At 72.7% G+C, this 14,999-nt stretch carries 14 protein-coding genes; 8 read left to right on the top strand and 6 right to left on the bottom strand.

The window, feature by feature from the left end; all coding sequences use genetic code 11:
- The first annotated feature begins 45 nt into the window (after positions 1 to 45).
- The 4 genes from HP445_RS06320 to HP445_RS06335 are packed head-to-tail and all read left to right on the top strand — an operon-like array spanning position 46 to position 2,693.
- Positions 46 to 1,638 (top strand): AlkA N-terminal domain-containing protein, encoded by a 1,593-nt coding sequence (locus tag HP445_RS06320; RefSeq protein WP_128780430.1) that lies wholly within the window; start codon positions 46 to 48, stop codon positions 1,636 to 1,638.
- The gene (locus HP445_RS06325; protein ID WP_111028941.1) at positions 1,635 to 2,147 is read left to right on the top strand and encodes a methylated-DNA--[protein]-cysteine S-methyltransferase; all 513 of its coding nucleotides are present in this window, start codon (positions 1,635 to 1,637) and stop codon (positions 2,145 to 2,147) included. Before HP445_RS06320 ends, HP445_RS06325 begins: the two co-directional genes overlap by 4 nt.
- A gap of 28 nt (positions 2,148 to 2,175) precedes the next feature.
- Entirely contained in the window at positions 2,176 to 2,436 is a 261-nt protein-coding gene (locus tag HP445_RS06330; RefSeq protein ID WP_071250100.1) for a type II toxin-antitoxin system prevent-host-death family antitoxin, read from the top strand.
- On the top strand, positions 2,433 to 2,693 hold the full coding sequence (locus tag HP445_RS06335) for a type II toxin-antitoxin system RelE family toxin (protein ID WP_071250103.1): 261 nt from the start codon (positions 2,433 to 2,435) through the stop codon (positions 2,691 to 2,693). Before HP445_RS06330 ends, HP445_RS06335 begins: the two co-directional genes overlap by 4 nt.
- 4 nt (positions 2,694 to 2,697) lie before the next feature.
- Here HP445_RS06335 and HP445_RS06340 read toward each other — a convergent pair whose 3' ends face one another.
- Together HP445_RS06340 and HP445_RS06345 are read right to left on the bottom strand one after the other, a co-directional pair.
- A complete protein-coding gene (locus HP445_RS06340) occupies positions 2,698 to 3,291 on the bottom strand; it encodes a TetR/AcrR family transcriptional regulator (protein WP_128780431.1) in 594 nt (197 codons plus the stop codon).
- Between the two features lie 9 nt (positions 3,292 to 3,300).
- The gene (locus tag HP445_RS06345; protein ID WP_128780432.1) at positions 3,301 to 3,867 is read right to left on the bottom strand and encodes a hypothetical protein; all 567 of its coding nucleotides are present in this window, start codon (positions 3,865 to 3,867) and stop codon (positions 3,301 to 3,303) included.
- Positions 3,868 to 4,090: 223 nt separating this feature from the next.
- Here HP445_RS06345 and HP445_RS06350 point away from each other — a divergent pair, with 223 nt between their 5' ends.
- From HP445_RS06350 to HP445_RS06360, 3 genes are all read left to right on the top strand, one after another.
- On the top strand, positions 4,091 to 4,912 hold the full coding sequence (locus HP445_RS06350) for an alpha/beta fold hydrolase (protein ID WP_128780433.1): 822 nt from the start codon (positions 4,091 to 4,093) through the stop codon (positions 4,910 to 4,912).
- A gap of 18 nt (positions 4,913 to 4,930) precedes the next feature.
- The gene (locus HP445_RS06355; protein WP_128780434.1) at positions 4,931 to 5,803 is read left to right on the top strand and encodes an HAD family hydrolase; all 873 of its coding nucleotides are present in this window, start codon (positions 4,931 to 4,933) and stop codon (positions 5,801 to 5,803) included.
- 176 nt (positions 5,804 to 5,979) lie between these two features.
- Positions 5,980 to 7,455: an APC family permease gene (locus tag HP445_RS06360; protein ID WP_110863247.1), complete on the top strand. Its 1,476-nt coding sequence runs from the start codon at positions 5,980 to 5,982 to the stop codon at positions 7,453 to 7,455.
- 133 nt (positions 7,456 to 7,588) lie between these two features.
- Here HP445_RS06360 and HP445_RS18545 read toward each other — a convergent pair whose 3' ends face one another.
- On the bottom strand, positions 7,589 to 7,876 hold the full coding sequence (locus HP445_RS18545; RefSeq protein ID WP_128780435.1) for a LysE/ArgO family amino acid transporter: 288 nt from the start codon (positions 7,874 to 7,876) through the stop codon (positions 7,589 to 7,591).
- Positions 7,877 to 7,878: 2 nt separating this feature from the next.
- The gene (locus HP445_RS18550; protein WP_308201612.1) at positions 7,879 to 8,319 is read right to left on the bottom strand and encodes a LysE family transporter; all 441 of its coding nucleotides are present in this window, start codon (positions 8,317 to 8,319) and stop codon (positions 7,879 to 7,881) included.
- 69 nt (positions 8,320 to 8,388) lie between these two features.
- On the opposite strand from HP445_RS18550, the gene HP445_RS06370 reads away from it, so the two are divergent.
- Complete coding sequence (locus HP445_RS06370) at positions 8,389 to 9,309, top strand: LysR family transcriptional regulator ArgP (RefSeq protein ID WP_111094796.1); 921 nt, start codon at positions 8,389 to 8,391, stop codon at positions 9,307 to 9,309.
- Here the strand turns inward: HP445_RS06370 and HP445_RS06375 are convergent.
- Both HP445_RS06375 and HP445_RS06380 read right to left on the bottom strand, forming a co-directional pair.
- Positions 9,300 to 10,079 (bottom strand): Fpg/Nei family DNA glycosylase, encoded by a 780-nt coding sequence (locus HP445_RS06375; protein ID WP_111028945.1) that lies wholly within the window; start codon positions 10,077 to 10,079, stop codon positions 9,300 to 9,302. The genes HP445_RS06370 and HP445_RS06375 overlap by 10 nt on opposite strands.
- A 92-nt stretch (positions 10,080 to 10,171) precedes the next feature.
- Positions 10,172 to 14,929, bottom strand: coding sequence for an Lhr family ATP-dependent helicase (locus HP445_RS06380; RefSeq protein WP_128780437.1), 4,758 nt, complete (start codon positions 14,927 to 14,929; stop codon positions 10,172 to 10,174).
- Between the last annotated feature and the right edge of the window lie 70 nt (positions 14,930 to 14,999).

Genomic DNA, 14,999 nt, shown 5'->3' on the forward strand with positions numbered 1-14,999 from the left:
CGATTCCCGCCAGTCGACGTCGGCGGCGCATGTCAGGCTGAGCCCATGACCACCCCGGACACCGACGTGCAGCCGGACGCACTGCACGCCGAACGGCACCGCGCCGTCGCCTCGCGCGACGCGCGTTTCGACGGCCAGTTCGTCACCGCCGTGCACTCCACCGGCATCTACTGCCGGCCCAGCTGCCCGGCCCGCACGCCGAAGGTCTCGGGCGTCACCTTCTACCGCACGAGCGCCGCAGCGCACCTGGCCGGCTTCCGCGCGTGCAAGCGCTGCCTGCCCGAGGCGACTCCCGGCAGCCCCGAGTGGGACCTGCGCGAGGACGTCGCCGGCCGGGCGATGCGACTCGTCCTCGACGGTGTCGTCGAGCGCGACGGCGTCCCCGGGCTCGCCGCGCGTGTGGGGTACTCGGAGCGGCAGCTCAACCGCATCATGACGGCCGAGCTGGGCGCCGGGCCGAAGGCGCTCAGCCGGGCGCACCGGGCGCAGACCGCGCGGACCCTGCTCACCTCGTCCGACCTGCCCGTCGCCGACGTCGCGTTCGCCGCGGGCTTCGCCAGCGTCCGGCAGTTCAACGACACCGTGCGCGAGGTCTTCGCCGTCACCCCGACGGAGCTCCGCGCACGTCGGTCCGGGCGAGGCGACGGTGCCACGGGCGGCGGCGACGGGGCACTGCACGTGCACCTGCCGGCCCGGGCACCCTTCGACGCGCAGGGCCTCCTCGACTGGCACGCGCTGCACGCCCTGCCGGGCACGGAGCAGGTGGACACCGACCCCACCGGTCGGGTCACGTCGTACGGGCGGCTGGTCGCCCTGCCTGGAGGCCCGGGCTGGTTCAGCGCGTCGGCCGCCGTCCCCGACGTGGCCGGGCGGGGCACCGGGATCGACCTGCGCGTGCGGGTCACCGACCTCTCCGACCTGCCCGCGCTCGTGGCGCGGGTGCGTGCGCTGTTCGACCTCGACGCCGACCCGGTCGCCGTCGACGCCGTCCTCGGAGCCGTGCCCGAGCTCGCCGGCCCCGTCGCACGGGTGCCCGGCCTCCGGCTCCCCGGCGCGGTGGACGCGCACGAGATCGTGTTCCGCACCCTGATCGGGCAGCAGGTCTCGGTGGCCGCAGCGCGCACGGCGCAGACCCGGCTCGTGGCCGCACTCGGCGCGACGGTGCCGGACGCCATCCGGCCCGGCGGACTGCTCTTCCCGTCGGCGGCGGTGATCGCCGAAAGCGGGCACGAGGTGCTGCGCGGCCCGGCCGCCCGCGTCGACACGATCCTGCGGGTGGCCGCCGCGCTCGCCGACGGGTCCCTGGTGGTGGACGGTGGGCAGTCCCTCGGTGATCTGCGCGACGGACTCCTCGCGGTGAAGGGCATCGGGCCGTGGACCGCCGACTACGTCGCGCTGCGGGTCCGGCACCACCCCGACATCTTCCTCCACAGCGACCTCGCCGTGCGGAACGGTGCACAGGAACTCGGGCTGCCCGGAACGGCGCGCGAGCTCTCCCTATGGTCGGAGCAGGTGGCCCCCTGGCGGAGCTACCTCGCGATGCACTGCTGGCGACCGATCATCGACCGCGCGATGACCGCGACCGCCGGCGCCCGTGCAGCCCGTGCCCCCGAGGACCCCCGGAAGGACGACCGATGACCGACGCAACCATCCAGACCCTGGACACCCCCGACGGGGCGTTCACCGTGCTCGAAGACGCCGAGGGCAGGGTCCTCGCGTCCGGGTGGACCGACTCCGTCGAGCGGATCCTCGCCCGCCTGGCCGACCGCCACCGCCCCGACCGGGTGCTCGACGGCGTGGTCGCCTCGGCCGACGCGGTCGACGCCTTCTACTCGGGCGAGGTCGAGCACGCCATGCAGGTGCCCGTGCGCCAGTTCGGCACGGAGCTCTTCACCGAGGGGTGGCGCCAGCTCCGCCGGATCCCCGCCGGCGGCACCCTGACCTACACCGGTTTCGCGGCGGCGATGGGCCGGCCCGACGCCGTGCGGGCGGCGGCGAGCGTGTGCGCCCGGAACGCCCCGGCGCTCTTCGTCCCATGCCACCGGGTGTTGCGCTCGGACGGCACGCTCGGCGGCTTCGCGTGGGGGCTCGACGTCAAGCGGTCCCTGCTCGAACGGGAGTCTGTGGGCACCACGGCACTCGTCTGAGTTGTACAAAACGCTCTAGAATGTACAGGTGAGCGAAGTGTCGATCTCCGAAGCCCGTGGCCGCCTGGCGTCGATCATCGATGATGCCCGGCACGAACCCGTCTACCTGACCCGGCGCAACAAGCGCGTCGCGGCCGTGGTCGACGCGGCCGTCCTCGACCGGTTGCTCGAGGCGGCGGAGGACCTGGACGACCTGAAGGCGGTGGAAGAGGCCCGACTCGAGAACGAGCGCATCGGCGGCGAGAACGTCAAGTGGGAGGACCTCAGGCGCGAACTCGGTCTGGGATGACCTACGACATCGAGTTCGAGCCGAGTGCGGGGCGTGCCATCCGCAAACTGCCGCCACATGCCCGACGACTCGTCGAAGGGGTTCTCGCGATCCTGGCTGACGAGCCACGTCCACCCGCGGCTCGTCGACTCGTCAACAGCCCGGAATGGCGTGTCCGGGTCGGTGACTACCGCGTGATCTACCTGATCGACGATGGGCGGCTCGTGGTCGTCGTCGTGCGCGCCGGGCACCGGCGCGAGGTCTACCGGGGTCGTTGAGGCGTCAGGCGATCGCGCTGCGCAGGCTGTCCACGTGCAGTTCGACGAGCGCCAGGACCCGCTCGGGCGCACGTGCCGCCGGATCCCACGTGTGCTCGACCGCCAGCCCGTCGATCAGCGCGTGCAGCCGGTCGACCTCGTCGGTCAGGTCGCGACCGTCGCCGAAGCCGCCGTCCTCACGCAGGATCTCCAGCGCCCGGGTGCACACCTGGCTGACCCCGTCGTTCAGGCGTCGGGCACTCGCGGCCAGGTGGTCGTCGGTGCGCGCGAGCACGCCGAGCTGCACCTGCGCCAGGATCTCGGTCGTGCGCTCGGCGTCGAGCGGCAGCACCTGGGCGAGGACGTCCAGTGCGAGCGCACGACCCGTCGAACGCAGGGCGGCGAGCCGAACGGTGACCCGTTCCTCGATGATCGTCAGGCAGTGCTCGCGCAGGGCGTGCTGTGTCGGGAACACGCGGCGGAGTGACGCCGGGGCGATGCCGGCCTCGTCCGCGACGTTCCGCACGGACAGCGCACTGAGGCCGTCCCGCTCCAGGATCCGCAGGCAGGCCGCAGCCACCAGGGATCCCCGTTCCTCGAGGTCGACACGGCGGGGCACCGGGTCAGCCTACGGCTGGCTCGACGCTCCGGCCGGGTCCGCGGCTGCGGTGGTGACTCGGCGCGGCCAGATCGTGTAACTGATCGCCCACAGCAGTTCGATGCCCAGGACCACCCCGAGCAGTGCGACCGTGCCCTGCAGCTCGTCCGTGCGCTCCGGGTCGCCGACGACGAGCACGAGCGCACCGATGATCCCGCCGGCGATCAGCACGGCGAGCCCGGTCCGCAGCACGTCGCCCCAGCACCGGGCCGTGTACCGCCGTCCACTCAGACGCTCCGGCGCGGGACCCCCGGCGAACCGGTGCGTGAACCGGACGTCCGCCCACGCGATCATCCGGTGCCCGTACGCGACCGAGAAGCCGATGTAGATCGCCGCGAGTCCGTGGTGCCACGACGCGGTTCCGCCACCGAGCAGGTCGACCGTGACGACCGCGAGCAGCACGAGGTCGATCACGGGTGCCGCGACGAGCATCGCCGCACCCGTGCGCGGCCGTCGCAGCAGGTACCGGGTGGTCAGGCCGCCGAGGATCGCGACCCAGAAGGCGATCTCGCAGGCGATGATGGCGATGAGTGTCATGGTTCCCCGAGGCGGTGGCGGTGGCGGTGGCGGTGTTCGTTTGAGTACAGGTGTACTCAAACAGGATGGCACGGCGACCACCACGGTGTCGAGCGACGGGGTTCTGCCCCTGGAAGCGGGGGGAGACACGGACTCCCATGCCTGCGACACTCGGAGGACCGGTAATCCGCACGGTCCCCTCCGAGGCCCGACGCATCGCCGTCGACAGCTCGCAAAGGACCCCATGCTCCCTCCAGTCGACCGAACGGTCGTCTCCTCCGACGGCACCACCATCGCCGTCTCCGAGGCAGGGGACGGGCCGGCGGTCGTCGTCGTGGGCGGTGCCTTCGACCACCGCGGGACCCCGTACCTCGACCGCGTGGTCGCCGAGCTCGGCTCGACCCACCGCGTGGTGACCTACGACCGCCGTGGCCGTGGTGCCAGCGGTGACTCCCCGTCGTGGGCGATCGAGCGCGAGGTCGACGACCTGCGCGCCGTCGTCGAGAGCATCGGCGCACCGACCACCGCCGTGGGCATCTGCGTCGGCGCCGGTGTCGTCCTGCACGGGCTCGCCACCGGACTGCCCGTCGACGGCGCAGTCCTGTGGGAACCGCCGTACCGCGCCTCGGTCGACCCGCACGCCGACGACGTCGTGTTCGCTGACCTGCTCGACGAACACGTCGGCGCTGGCCGCCGGGCCCAGGCCGTCCGCGGGTTCCTGACCCAGGTGCTCGGGGTCCCGATGGGCCAGATCACGGCCCTGCGGCTCAAGGGGTCGCTCTGGCGCTCCCTGGTCGTCGACGCCCACGTGCTCAGCCGCGAGGTCCGCCTGCTGAACGGCCTCGCCGTGCCCGAGCGGGTCGCTGCCGCCGTGGGTGTGCCGGTACTCGTCGGCGCCGGTGGCGACGGACTCGAGTGGATGCGCCGTGCGGCCCGCGCCGTGGTCGACGCCGTCCCGGGCTCGGAGTACGCCGAGGTGCCCGGGCAGGGACACGTCCCCGCTCCCGCGGCCCTCGGAGCCCTGATCGACCGCGTCCGGAGCCGGATCGCCTCGCCCAGCAGCTGACTGCGAGAGGATGGGCGGGTGAACGCACCCCGCCTCGGTCTCCTGCTCGACGTCGACGGGCCCATCGCCAGCCCGGTCTCCCGCACCATCGCGATCCCGAGCATCGTCGCGGACCTCGTCGCGCTCGCCGCCGAGGGCATCCCGATCGTCTTCAACACCGGCCGCAGCGACGCCTTCATCCGCTCCGAGGTCGTCGGTCCGCTGCTCGCTGGGGGTCTCGCCGAGGGTGGACGGGTCCACGCCGTCTGCGAGAAGGGCGCCGTGTGGTGCTCGATCGGCCCGCAGTACGACGGCGGCATGGGCGAACTGACCGTCGCCGAGGACCTCGCGCTGCCGCGGGACTACGCCGACGAGATGCGCGAGCTGGTCCGCGACGAGTACGCCGACCTGGTGTTCTTCGACGAGACGAAGCGCGCCATGGTGTCGATCGAGCAGCGCGTCGAGGTGCCGAACGCCACCTACCTGGCCCGCCAGCCGGAGTTCGACGCGAAGGCCATGGCCGCACTCGAGCGTCGCGGGCTCGGTGTCCGCCGACTCGACGACGTCCGGCCCGATGCCGACGGCGCCGTGCAGTGGCGCATCGACCCGACGATCATCTCGACCGACGTCGAGTCCGACCGCAGCGGCAAGGACCTGGGCGCCGAACGCTCGCTCGAGCTCCTCGGGCAGGACGGCGAGCTCCCGGTCACCTGGCGCACCGTGGGGGACTCCCGCAGCGACTACGCCATGGCGGACTGGCTGCACGCCCACGGTCACGAGGTCGCGCACGTCGACGTCCGTCCCGCCGACGGGGTGCCGGCCACGCCGTACCCGGTGCTCACCGCGCCCGTCGACGTGATCCACGACGAGGCCGGAGCCCGGTTCCTGGCGGACTGGCGCGCGGGCCGCTGACGCGACCGCGGCCCTGGACGCGCCCGTCAGCCGGCCGAGCGGTGCGTGCCGGACCGCCACCGCGCCTCCCGGCCGTCACCGGACCGGCCCACCGTCCGGCCGGACGCTTTGCGTGACACAGTGGTACACCAGTACCCTTCCGAGGTCCGCCGCCAGCCGATGACGGGATCCACCCCATGGCAACGAAGCTCCGCATCAAGTCGATCGAGGCCTCCCTGGCCGACTCCGAGGAGCAGGGCAGGTCCCTGAAACGCTCCCTGAAGACGTTCGACATCGCCGCGATGGGGATCGCGGTCGCCGTCGGCGCCGGCATCTTCTCGGTCGGCGCGAACGCCGCCGCGAACTTCGCCGGGCCCGGCGTCATCATCTCCTTCCTGCTCGCCGCCGTCACCTGCGGCCTGGCGATCATGTGCTACGCCGAGTTCGCGTCGACGATCCCCGTCGCCGGCTCCGCGTACACGTTCACCTACGCCACGATGGGTGAGCTGCTCGCCTGGATCGTGGGCTGGGACCTCATCCTCGAGACCCTCACGGCCAGCGCCGTGATCGCGAAGTACTGGGGCATCTACCTCAGCGAAGCGTTCAAGGTGTTCGGCGTCGACCTGCCCAGCACGATCCAGCTCGGTCCGATCCCGTTCACCTGGGGGCCGGTGCTCATCGTCGGGATCTTCACGGTGCTCCTCGCCTTCGGCACCCGCCTGTCGTCGCGGGTGTCGGCGGTCATCACGGTCATCAAGGTCGCGATCGTCGTGTTCGTCATCGTCGCCGGTGCGTTCTTCGTCAAGGCCGCGAACTTCACCCCGTTCATCCCGCCGGCCGAGCCCGCCAAGGGTGCCGAGGGCAGCGTCTGGACGCAGTCCCTCGTGTCGTGGTTCACCGGTGCGGAGCCCGCCCAGTACGGCGTCTTCGGCCTGCTCGCCGCGGCGTCCCTGGTGTTCTTCGCCTTCATCGGGTTCGACGTCGTCGCCACCAGTGCCGAGGAGACCGAGAACCCGCAGAAGACGCTGCCCCGCGGCATCTTCATCGGCCTCGGCATCGTGACCCTGCTCTACGTCGGCGTCAGCATCGTCATCACCGGCATGGTCTCGTACCAGCGCCTGGCCGAGGAGGACACACCGTCCCTGGCGTCGGCGTTCAACATCGTCGGGCTGCCGTGGGCCGCCGGCATCATCGCCATCGGCTCCCTGATCGGGCTGACCACCGTCGTCATGGTGCTGCTGCTCGGCCTGTCCCGCATCGTCTTCTCGATGAGCCGCGACGGCCTGCTGCCCCGCTGGTTCTCGAAGACCAACCCGAAGACGCAGACGCCGGTGCGCGTGCAGGTCGTCGCCGGTGTCGTCGTGGCGCTGCTGGCCGGGTTCACGGCGGTCGACAAGCTCGAGGGCATGATCAACATCGGCACGCTGTCCGCGTTCGTCCTGGTGTCGATCGGCATCGTCGTGCTGCGTCGGTCGCGGCCCGACGCCCCGCGGGCCTTCCGGGTGCCGTGGTCGCCGGTGCTCCCGATCATCTCGGCGGTGCTGTGCTTCTGGCTGATGCTGAACCTCGAGGTCGAGACCTGGCTCCGGTTCGTCGTCTGGCTGGCCATCGGCTTCGTCATCTACTTCGGCTACAGCCGTCGGCACAGCCGCGTCGGCCAGCGCATGCAGTAGGGCGGCTCCTCGGGTCGGCCTGGCCCGCTGAACACCGGTGTTCGCACGTTGCACACCCGCAGACCGCGGCGCGACGCGTGGACACCGGTGTTTTGCATCCACCGCCCGCCCGCCCGCCGCGCCGCCGCCGCCGCTACGCGCCGACGAGCAGGAGCGCGCCGAACGCGAGCATCACGACGGCGACCAGGCCGTCGAACACCCGCCAGGTCAGCGGCTTCTCGAACAGCGGCCGCAGCAGGCGTCCGCCGAACCCGAGGGCCCCGAACCACAGGCAGCTCGCCGCGACGGCACCGATCGTCCAGAGCCACCGGTCGTCCGCACCCTGCTGGTTCGCCACCGACCCGAGGAACACCAGCGTGTCCAGGTAGACGTGCGGGTTCGCCCACGTGAAGACGAGCATGGTCAGCACGGCCGTCCGCATGGTCACCACCTGGCCGGGAGGCGCGGTGCGCGTCCGCCCCGCCGCCACCGTCGTGCGCCCGGTCGCGTCGCCCCCGCGCCCGCGCTCGCAGCGTCGCCCACGACCCCGTCGTCGGCCGCCTCGTCGGCGACCCGCATCGCGTCCCCCGAGGGCCGCAGCGCACGCCGCGCCGCGAGCACCCCGTACGTGAGCAGGAACGCGGCACCGACGAACCGGATCACCAGGAGCGCCACGGGGAACCGCTCGACCACGGCGCCGACCCCGAGCACCCCGGCGACGATGAGCAGCGCATCCGAGACCGCGCACACCACGACCGCCGCGGCCACCACCCGGAGTCCTGCGCTGACCGCGAGCCGGAGCAGGTACGTGTTCTGCACACCGATCGCGACGATCAGTGCGAGGCCGGTGCCGAGGCCGGAGAGCAGAGGCAGGAGCGAGGTCACGATCCGACGCTAGGGCCGGGCGTCGGTGTAGTACAGCTCACGTTCGTGCAGCGCCGTAAGCTCAGCTGCATGACCCGGTTCCAGCGCGAGCACCTCGAGACGCTGCTCGCCGCCGTCGACCACGGCACGCTCGACGCGGCGGCCCGTGCGCTGGCGATCACCCCGTCGGCGGTCTCGCAGCGGATCAAGTCGATGGAGCAGCAGGTCGGCCGGGTCCTGCTCCAGCGCACCACCCCGGTGCGCCCGACCGCGGACGGCGCAGTCGTGCTCCGGCACGCACGGCAGGTCCGGCTGCTCGACGAGGAGACCTCCCGAGCCCTCGGCGGTGGATCGTCGGTGGTGCCGTCGATCCCGCTGGCCGTGAACGCCGACTCGCTCGGCACCTGGTTCCTCGACGCCCTCGCCCTCGTGCGGGCCGACACCGAGGTGGTCTTCGACCTGCACCGCGAGGACCAGGACCGCACCGCCGAACTGCTCCGCGCCGGCACGGTGATGGGTGCCGTGACGGCCGAGGCGGATCCGGTGCAGGGCTGCTCGTCGGTGCCGCTCGGCATCGATCGGTACCGGGCCGTGGCGTCCCCGGCGTTCGTCGCCCGCTACCTCGGCGACACCGACACCGAGCGGCGGATGCTCCGGCGGCTCGACGAGGTCCCGCTCGTCGACTACGACCGCGACGACGACCTGCAGCAGGGGTACCTGCGTCAGGTCCTCGGCCACGCTCCCGGAGGCCCGCGCCACTTCGTCCCGACCTCCGCCGACTTCGCCCGTGCGGTCACGCTCGGGTTCGGGTGGGGGCTGCTGCCCGAGGCGCAGTGCCTCGAGGCGATCGACCGCGGTGTCCTGGTCGAGCTGGCCCCGGGCCGGCACGCGGACGTGGCGCTGTGGTGGCAGCGCTGGAACCTGGCGTCACCCCTGCTCGAGCGGGTCACCGACGCCGTCCGTGCGACCGCGTCGTCGCGACTGCACCCCGCGCGTCAGCGTCAAGACTGACAGCGCGGACACCAGTACGTGTCGCGCAGGGTGAGCTCCGAGTCACCGAGTTCGCCGTGCCGGATCGGTGTCCCGCACCGCAGACACGGCTTGCCGGCACGGCCGTAGACCCAGAACCGTCGCCCGGGGCGGTCGACGCCGGTCGTGACGCGGGCGCTGCGGTCGCGGTTGGCCAGGATCAGTCGGCTGGCGAGCGTGATCGTCCGCGCCGGGTCCGGCACCTGCCCGACCGGACGTGTGGGCAGCACCCCGCGCAGGAAGCAGAGTTCGTTCCGGTACACGTTGCCGAGCCCGGCGAGCACCCGCTGGTCGAGCAGTGCCAGCCCGACCGGGCGCTCGGGGTCCTCGGTCAGGTTGGCGAGCGCGAGGTCGGCGTCCCAGTCCGGGCCGAGCAGGTCCGGCCCCAGGTGTCCGACGACCTCGGACTCCTGGTCGCGCGGCACGACCTCGAGCACCCCGAGGGCGAAGCCGACGGTGGAGACCCCCTCGGCGTCCAGGATCGCCCGGGCCTGGTGCGCAGGGCGTCGCCAGCGGTCACCGGGCGCGTAGACGTCCCACCGGCCCTCCATCTTCAGGTGCGAGTGCACGGTCAGGTCGCCGATGCGGTGCAGCAGGTGCTTGCCGCGGGGGACGACCTCGTCGACGGTGCGGCCGACCAGGTCGAGGGTCGCGAACGCGGGGACGCGGAAGTCACTCTTCGTCAGGACCTTGCCCGCCAACGCGGTGTGCAGGCGGCGGGCAGCCCGGTAGACGGTGTCGCCTTCAGGCACGGGTCACCTCCGACGGGTGCGCGCGCGCAGTCCCGATGGCACGGGTCACCTCCGGCACGTGGTCGCCGCACTGCCGGGAGGCGCGGCTTGCCTCACACACGGAGCCGCAGCCCCTGCGGGGTCGCCGTGAACCCCGCGGCCCGGAGCGCGCCGCCGAGCGGCGTCTCCAGCACGAAGTCCCCGTCGACCCGCTCGACCGAGAGCTTTCGCAGCCCGGTCCGGACGATGCCGGCGATCGAGTCGGCCGCGGCAGCGAGGTCGGCGGCGTCGTCGGTGAAGGTCAGCACCGACTTGCCACCGCGCTCCACGTACACGGTGAGCTTGCCGTCGACGGTCGTGACGAGGGCACCCGCCTTGCGCCCGGGCCGGTGGCCCCGAGCGGTCTTCGCACCGCTGCCGACCGCGGTCTCAGGCGGGGCGGCTCCGCCGTCATCGGCCACGAGACCGGGGTCGGCGTCGCCCGTTGGCCACGGCAACGAGGCCCCGAACGGGTTCGCCGGGTCGGTCGCGGCGAGCGTGAGCGCCTCGCGCTTCCGGTCCGGATCGTCGCGCTCGTCGTCGCCGAGTTCGCGGGCGTAGGTCCGCAGCCGGTCGACGGTCGGGCCGGTGGCGAACTGCGCCGCGCCGAGCCCCTCGACGAAGTACCCGCGACGAGCCCGGCCGGACTCCTCGAACCGCGAGAGCACCCGGTACACCCCGGCGAAGCCGCCGCGGACACCTTCGACCTGCACGGCACCGCGGGTGACGACGCCGTAGCGTTCGAGCAGCTGTTCGGCGGTCGCGGCGGCCCGCACGGTCGAGTCGGACTCGGCCAGCGGCAGGAGCGACCAACGACCCCCGACGGACGGCGGCCCGGACTGCGTCGGCATGGTCGGACGCCGTCGGCCGCGGTAGGCCCGAGCACGCGGAGTACTCGAGCTCTTCGCCTTGCCACCGAGCATCGAGCGCAGCGGGGCGAACGTGTCGTTCGTGATCTGCCCGGCCCAGACCAGGTCCCACAGCGCGGTGGTGAGCGCCTGGTCGTCGCTGCTGCCCACGGCCTGGCCGAGCTGCCGGAAGAAGTACGCGCCGCCGCCGGCCAGGGCGCCGAGCACGTCCCGCTGCAGTTCGGTCGTCTCGTCACCGGAGGGCTCGGCGAGCGTCGTCGCCGCGGTGTCGGCCAGGTGCAGGCGCACCCAGCCGTCGTTGCCCGGCAGGGTGCCCCCGCCGGACCACAGGACCTCGCCGGTGGCGGTGAGTTCGTCGAGCATGCTCGTCGAGTAGTCGGTGACGCGCGACGGCAGCACCAGGGTCTCCCAGGCGCTGGCGGGCAGGGCGACCCCGGCGAGCTGGTCGATCACCTGCAGGACGCCGTCGACGCCACGGAGCCCGCCGCGGGTCCCCGGTGTCTGCACGTGCTGCCACGCGGGCAGGAAGCGGGCGAGGGTGTCCGGCGAGACCGGTTCGACCTCGTGCCGCAGCGCTGCGAGTGACTTCGTGCGGATCCGTCGCAGGACCTCGGCGTCGCACCACTCGGCACCCTGGCGGTCGGGTCGGAACTCGCCCTCCACCACCCGGCGGTCGGCGACGAGTCGGCGCAGGGTGTCCTGCACGACGGCGATGCCCAGCCCGAGGCGACCGGCGGCCTCCTGCGCGGAGAACGGCCCGTGCGACCGGGCGTAGCGGCCGATCAGGTCGCCGAGGGGGTCGGCCACGGGCTCGACGAACGCCGTCGGCACACCGATCGGCAGGGGGACCCCGAGGGCGTCGCGCAGGCGGGCGGCGTCCTCGATCACGGCCCAGCGCGTCGCCCCGGCGTGCGAGAACGAGAGCACCCGGCGGTCGCGCTCCAACACCTGGAGTGTGCTGCGCAGTTCGGCGGTGGCCGCTGGACGGTCGGCGGCGTCGGCGAGCCAGCTCCGGTCGACCGCTTCGTCGAGGTCGAGCGCGCCGACGAGCCGCAGCACGTCCACGAGTCCCTCGGCGTCACGGGCACGGCGGTCCGGCGACAGCCGCTGCAGGTCGCGCTCCACCGAGGTGATGACCGCCGGGTCGAGCAGCTCGCGTAGCTCCGCACGTCCGAGCAGCTCGCCGAGCAGGGTCGAGTCGAGCGACAGGGCCGCTGCCCGGCGTTCGGCGAGCGGGGTGTCGCCCTCGTACATGAAGGCCGCGACGTACCCGAACAGGATCGAGCGGGCGAACGGCGACGGCTGCTCGGTCTCCGTCTCGACCAGGCGGATCCGGCGTCCGGCGATGTCGTCGGCGATCCCGAGCAGCGCGGGCACGTCGTAGACGTCCTGCAGCACCTCGCGCACGGTCTCGAGCACGATCGGGAACGTCGGGTACTTCTGCGCGACCTCGAGCAGCTGCGAGGCCCGCTGCCGCTGCTGCCAGAGCGGCGATCGCTGCCCGGGGTTCCGTCGGGGCAGCAGCAGGGCGCGCGCCGCACACTCACGGAACCGCGCGGCGAACAGTGCCGAGCCGCCGACCTCGTCGGTGACCAGGGCCTCGAGGTCGTCGCGCTCGAACACGAACAGGTCGGCACCCGGCGGCTCGGCGTCGGTCTCCGGGATGCGGACGACGATGCCGTCGTCGGCCGCCATCGCGTCACCGTCGATACCGTGCCGTTCGCGCAGCCGTGCGGCGACGGCCAGGGCCCACGGCGCGTGCACCTGCATGCCGTAGGGCGAGTGCAGGATGAGCCGCCAGTCTCCGAGCTCGTCGCGGAACCGCTCGATGACGAGCGTGGTGTCGTTCGGCACGTGACCGGTGGCCGCGCGCTGGTCGCGCAGGAAGGTCAGCAGGTTGGTGATCGCGCGCTCGTCCAGTCCACCGGCGGCGACGCGGGCGCGGGCGTCGTCGTCCGACGCGCCCTCGACCTCGCGGACGAACGCACCGGTGGCACGGCCGAGTTCGGCGGGCCGGCCGATGCCGTCGCCCTTCCAGAACGGCACGCGTCCGGGCTGCCCGAACGCCGGGCTCACGACGACGCGGTCGTGGGTGATCTCCTCGATCCGCCAGCTCGTCGCACCGAGGGCGAAGACGTCGCCCACGCGCGACTCGTAGACCATCTCCTCGTCGAGCTCGCCGACGCGGGACGCCTTCTCGCCGACCATGAAGACGCCGAACATGCCGCGGTCGGGGATCGTCCCGCCGCTCGTCACCGCGAGTCGCTGCGCACCGGGGCGCCCGGTCAGGGTGCCGTGCACGCGGTCCCAGACCAGCCGTGGCCGGAGCTCGGCGAACTCGTCGCTCGGGTACCGGCCCGTGACCAGGTCGAGCGTCGCCTCGAACGCCGATCGGGGCAGACCGCTGAACGGGGCGCTCCGCCGCACGAGCTCGAACCAGTGCTCGACGTCGAGGGTGTCGATCGCCCCGGCCGCCACGGTGTGCTGCGCCAGGACGTCGAGCGGGTTCGCCGGCACCGAGATCGACTCGATCTGACCCGTGACCATCCGCTCGACCGTGACCGCGCTGTTGACCAGGTCGGCCCGGTGCTTCGGGAACAGCACGCCTCGGGAGATCTCGCCCACCTGGTGTCCGGCACGACCGACGCGTTGCAGGCCGCTCGCGACCGAGGGCGGCGCCTCGACCTGGACGACCAGGTCGACCTCGCCCATGTCGATGCCGAGCTCGAGTGAACTCGTCGCGACGACGCACCGCAGCCGACCGGACTTCAGGTCGTCCTCGATGATCGCGCGCTGGTCCTTCGACACCGAGCCGTGGTGTGCGCGGGCGAGCACCGGGACGGAGGCGTCCGAGCCCCCGCCGCCCGTCTGCCCGGACCCGCCGATCAGCTGCGCCGGCGGGCGCTTGGCCCCCTGGGGTGCGACGGCGTGCGCCGAGGTGCGGGCCGGAGACTGTGGTCGACCCCGCGCCACGGGGAGCCCGTCGTCGTCCGGGGACGCCCCCGCCGGCACCAGCACGCCGTCACCGGCGGCGGCGAGCACGCGTTCCTCGTGGATCTCGTTGAGCCGAGCCGTGAGTCGTTCGGCCAGCCGCCGCGAGTTCGCGAACACGATGGTCGAGCGGTGTTCCTCGATCAGGTCGACGACACGTTCTTCGACGTGCGGCCAGATCGACCCGTTCGTCGGCGACTCGGACGCGTCCGCACCCACCGGCGGCGCCCCGAGCTCGGTCATGTCGTCGACGGGCACGACGACCCGCAGGTCGAAGGTCTTCTGCGCGGGCGGCGCGATGATCGTCACCGGTGCACGGCCGCCGAGGAACCGCGCGACCTCTTCCGGCGGGCGGACGGTCGCGGACAGCCCGATGCGCTGCACGGGCTTGTCGAGCAGGTCGTCGAGGCGCTCGAGCGACACGGCCAGGTGTGCGCCGCGCTTGGTCGAGGCGACCGCGTGGACCTCGTCCACGATGACGGTGTCGACGTTCACCAGGGTCTCGCGCGCCTGCGAGGTGAGCATCAGGTAGAGCGACTCGGGCGTGGTGATGAGGATGTCCGGCGGCTGGCGCAGGAGCTTCTGCCGGTCGGACGACGGGGTGTCACCGCTGCGCACCCCGACCGTGACGTCGGGCGGTTCGGTGCCGAGGCGGCGTGCGGTCTGGGTGATGCCGACGAGCGGGCTCCGCAGGTTGCGCTCGACGTCGACGCCCAGGGCCTTGAGCGGCGAGACGTAGAGCACGCGCGTGCGCTGCTTCGCCGGTGGACGGTCCGTCGCGCTGATGAGCCGGTCGATCGACCACAGGAACGACGCCAGGGTCTTGCCGGAGCCGGTCGGGGCGATCACGAGTGCGTGCTGCCCGGTCGAGATGGCGTCCCACGCCCCGGCCTGCGCCGGTGTCGGTGCATCGAAGGCGCCGCGGAACCACTCGGTGGTCGCGGGGGAGAAGCGCTCGAAGACGTCCGTCATGGTCCGTCCCATCCTGCCCGCCACCACCGACAGCAGGCCGAGCGCACGTACCCCTTGACAGAGCGATAGT

The organism is Curtobacterium flaccumfaciens (genome assembly GCF_013359815.1).
Lineage (GTDB): Bacteria > Actinomycetota > Actinomycetes > Actinomycetales > Microbacteriaceae > Curtobacterium > Curtobacterium flaccumfaciens.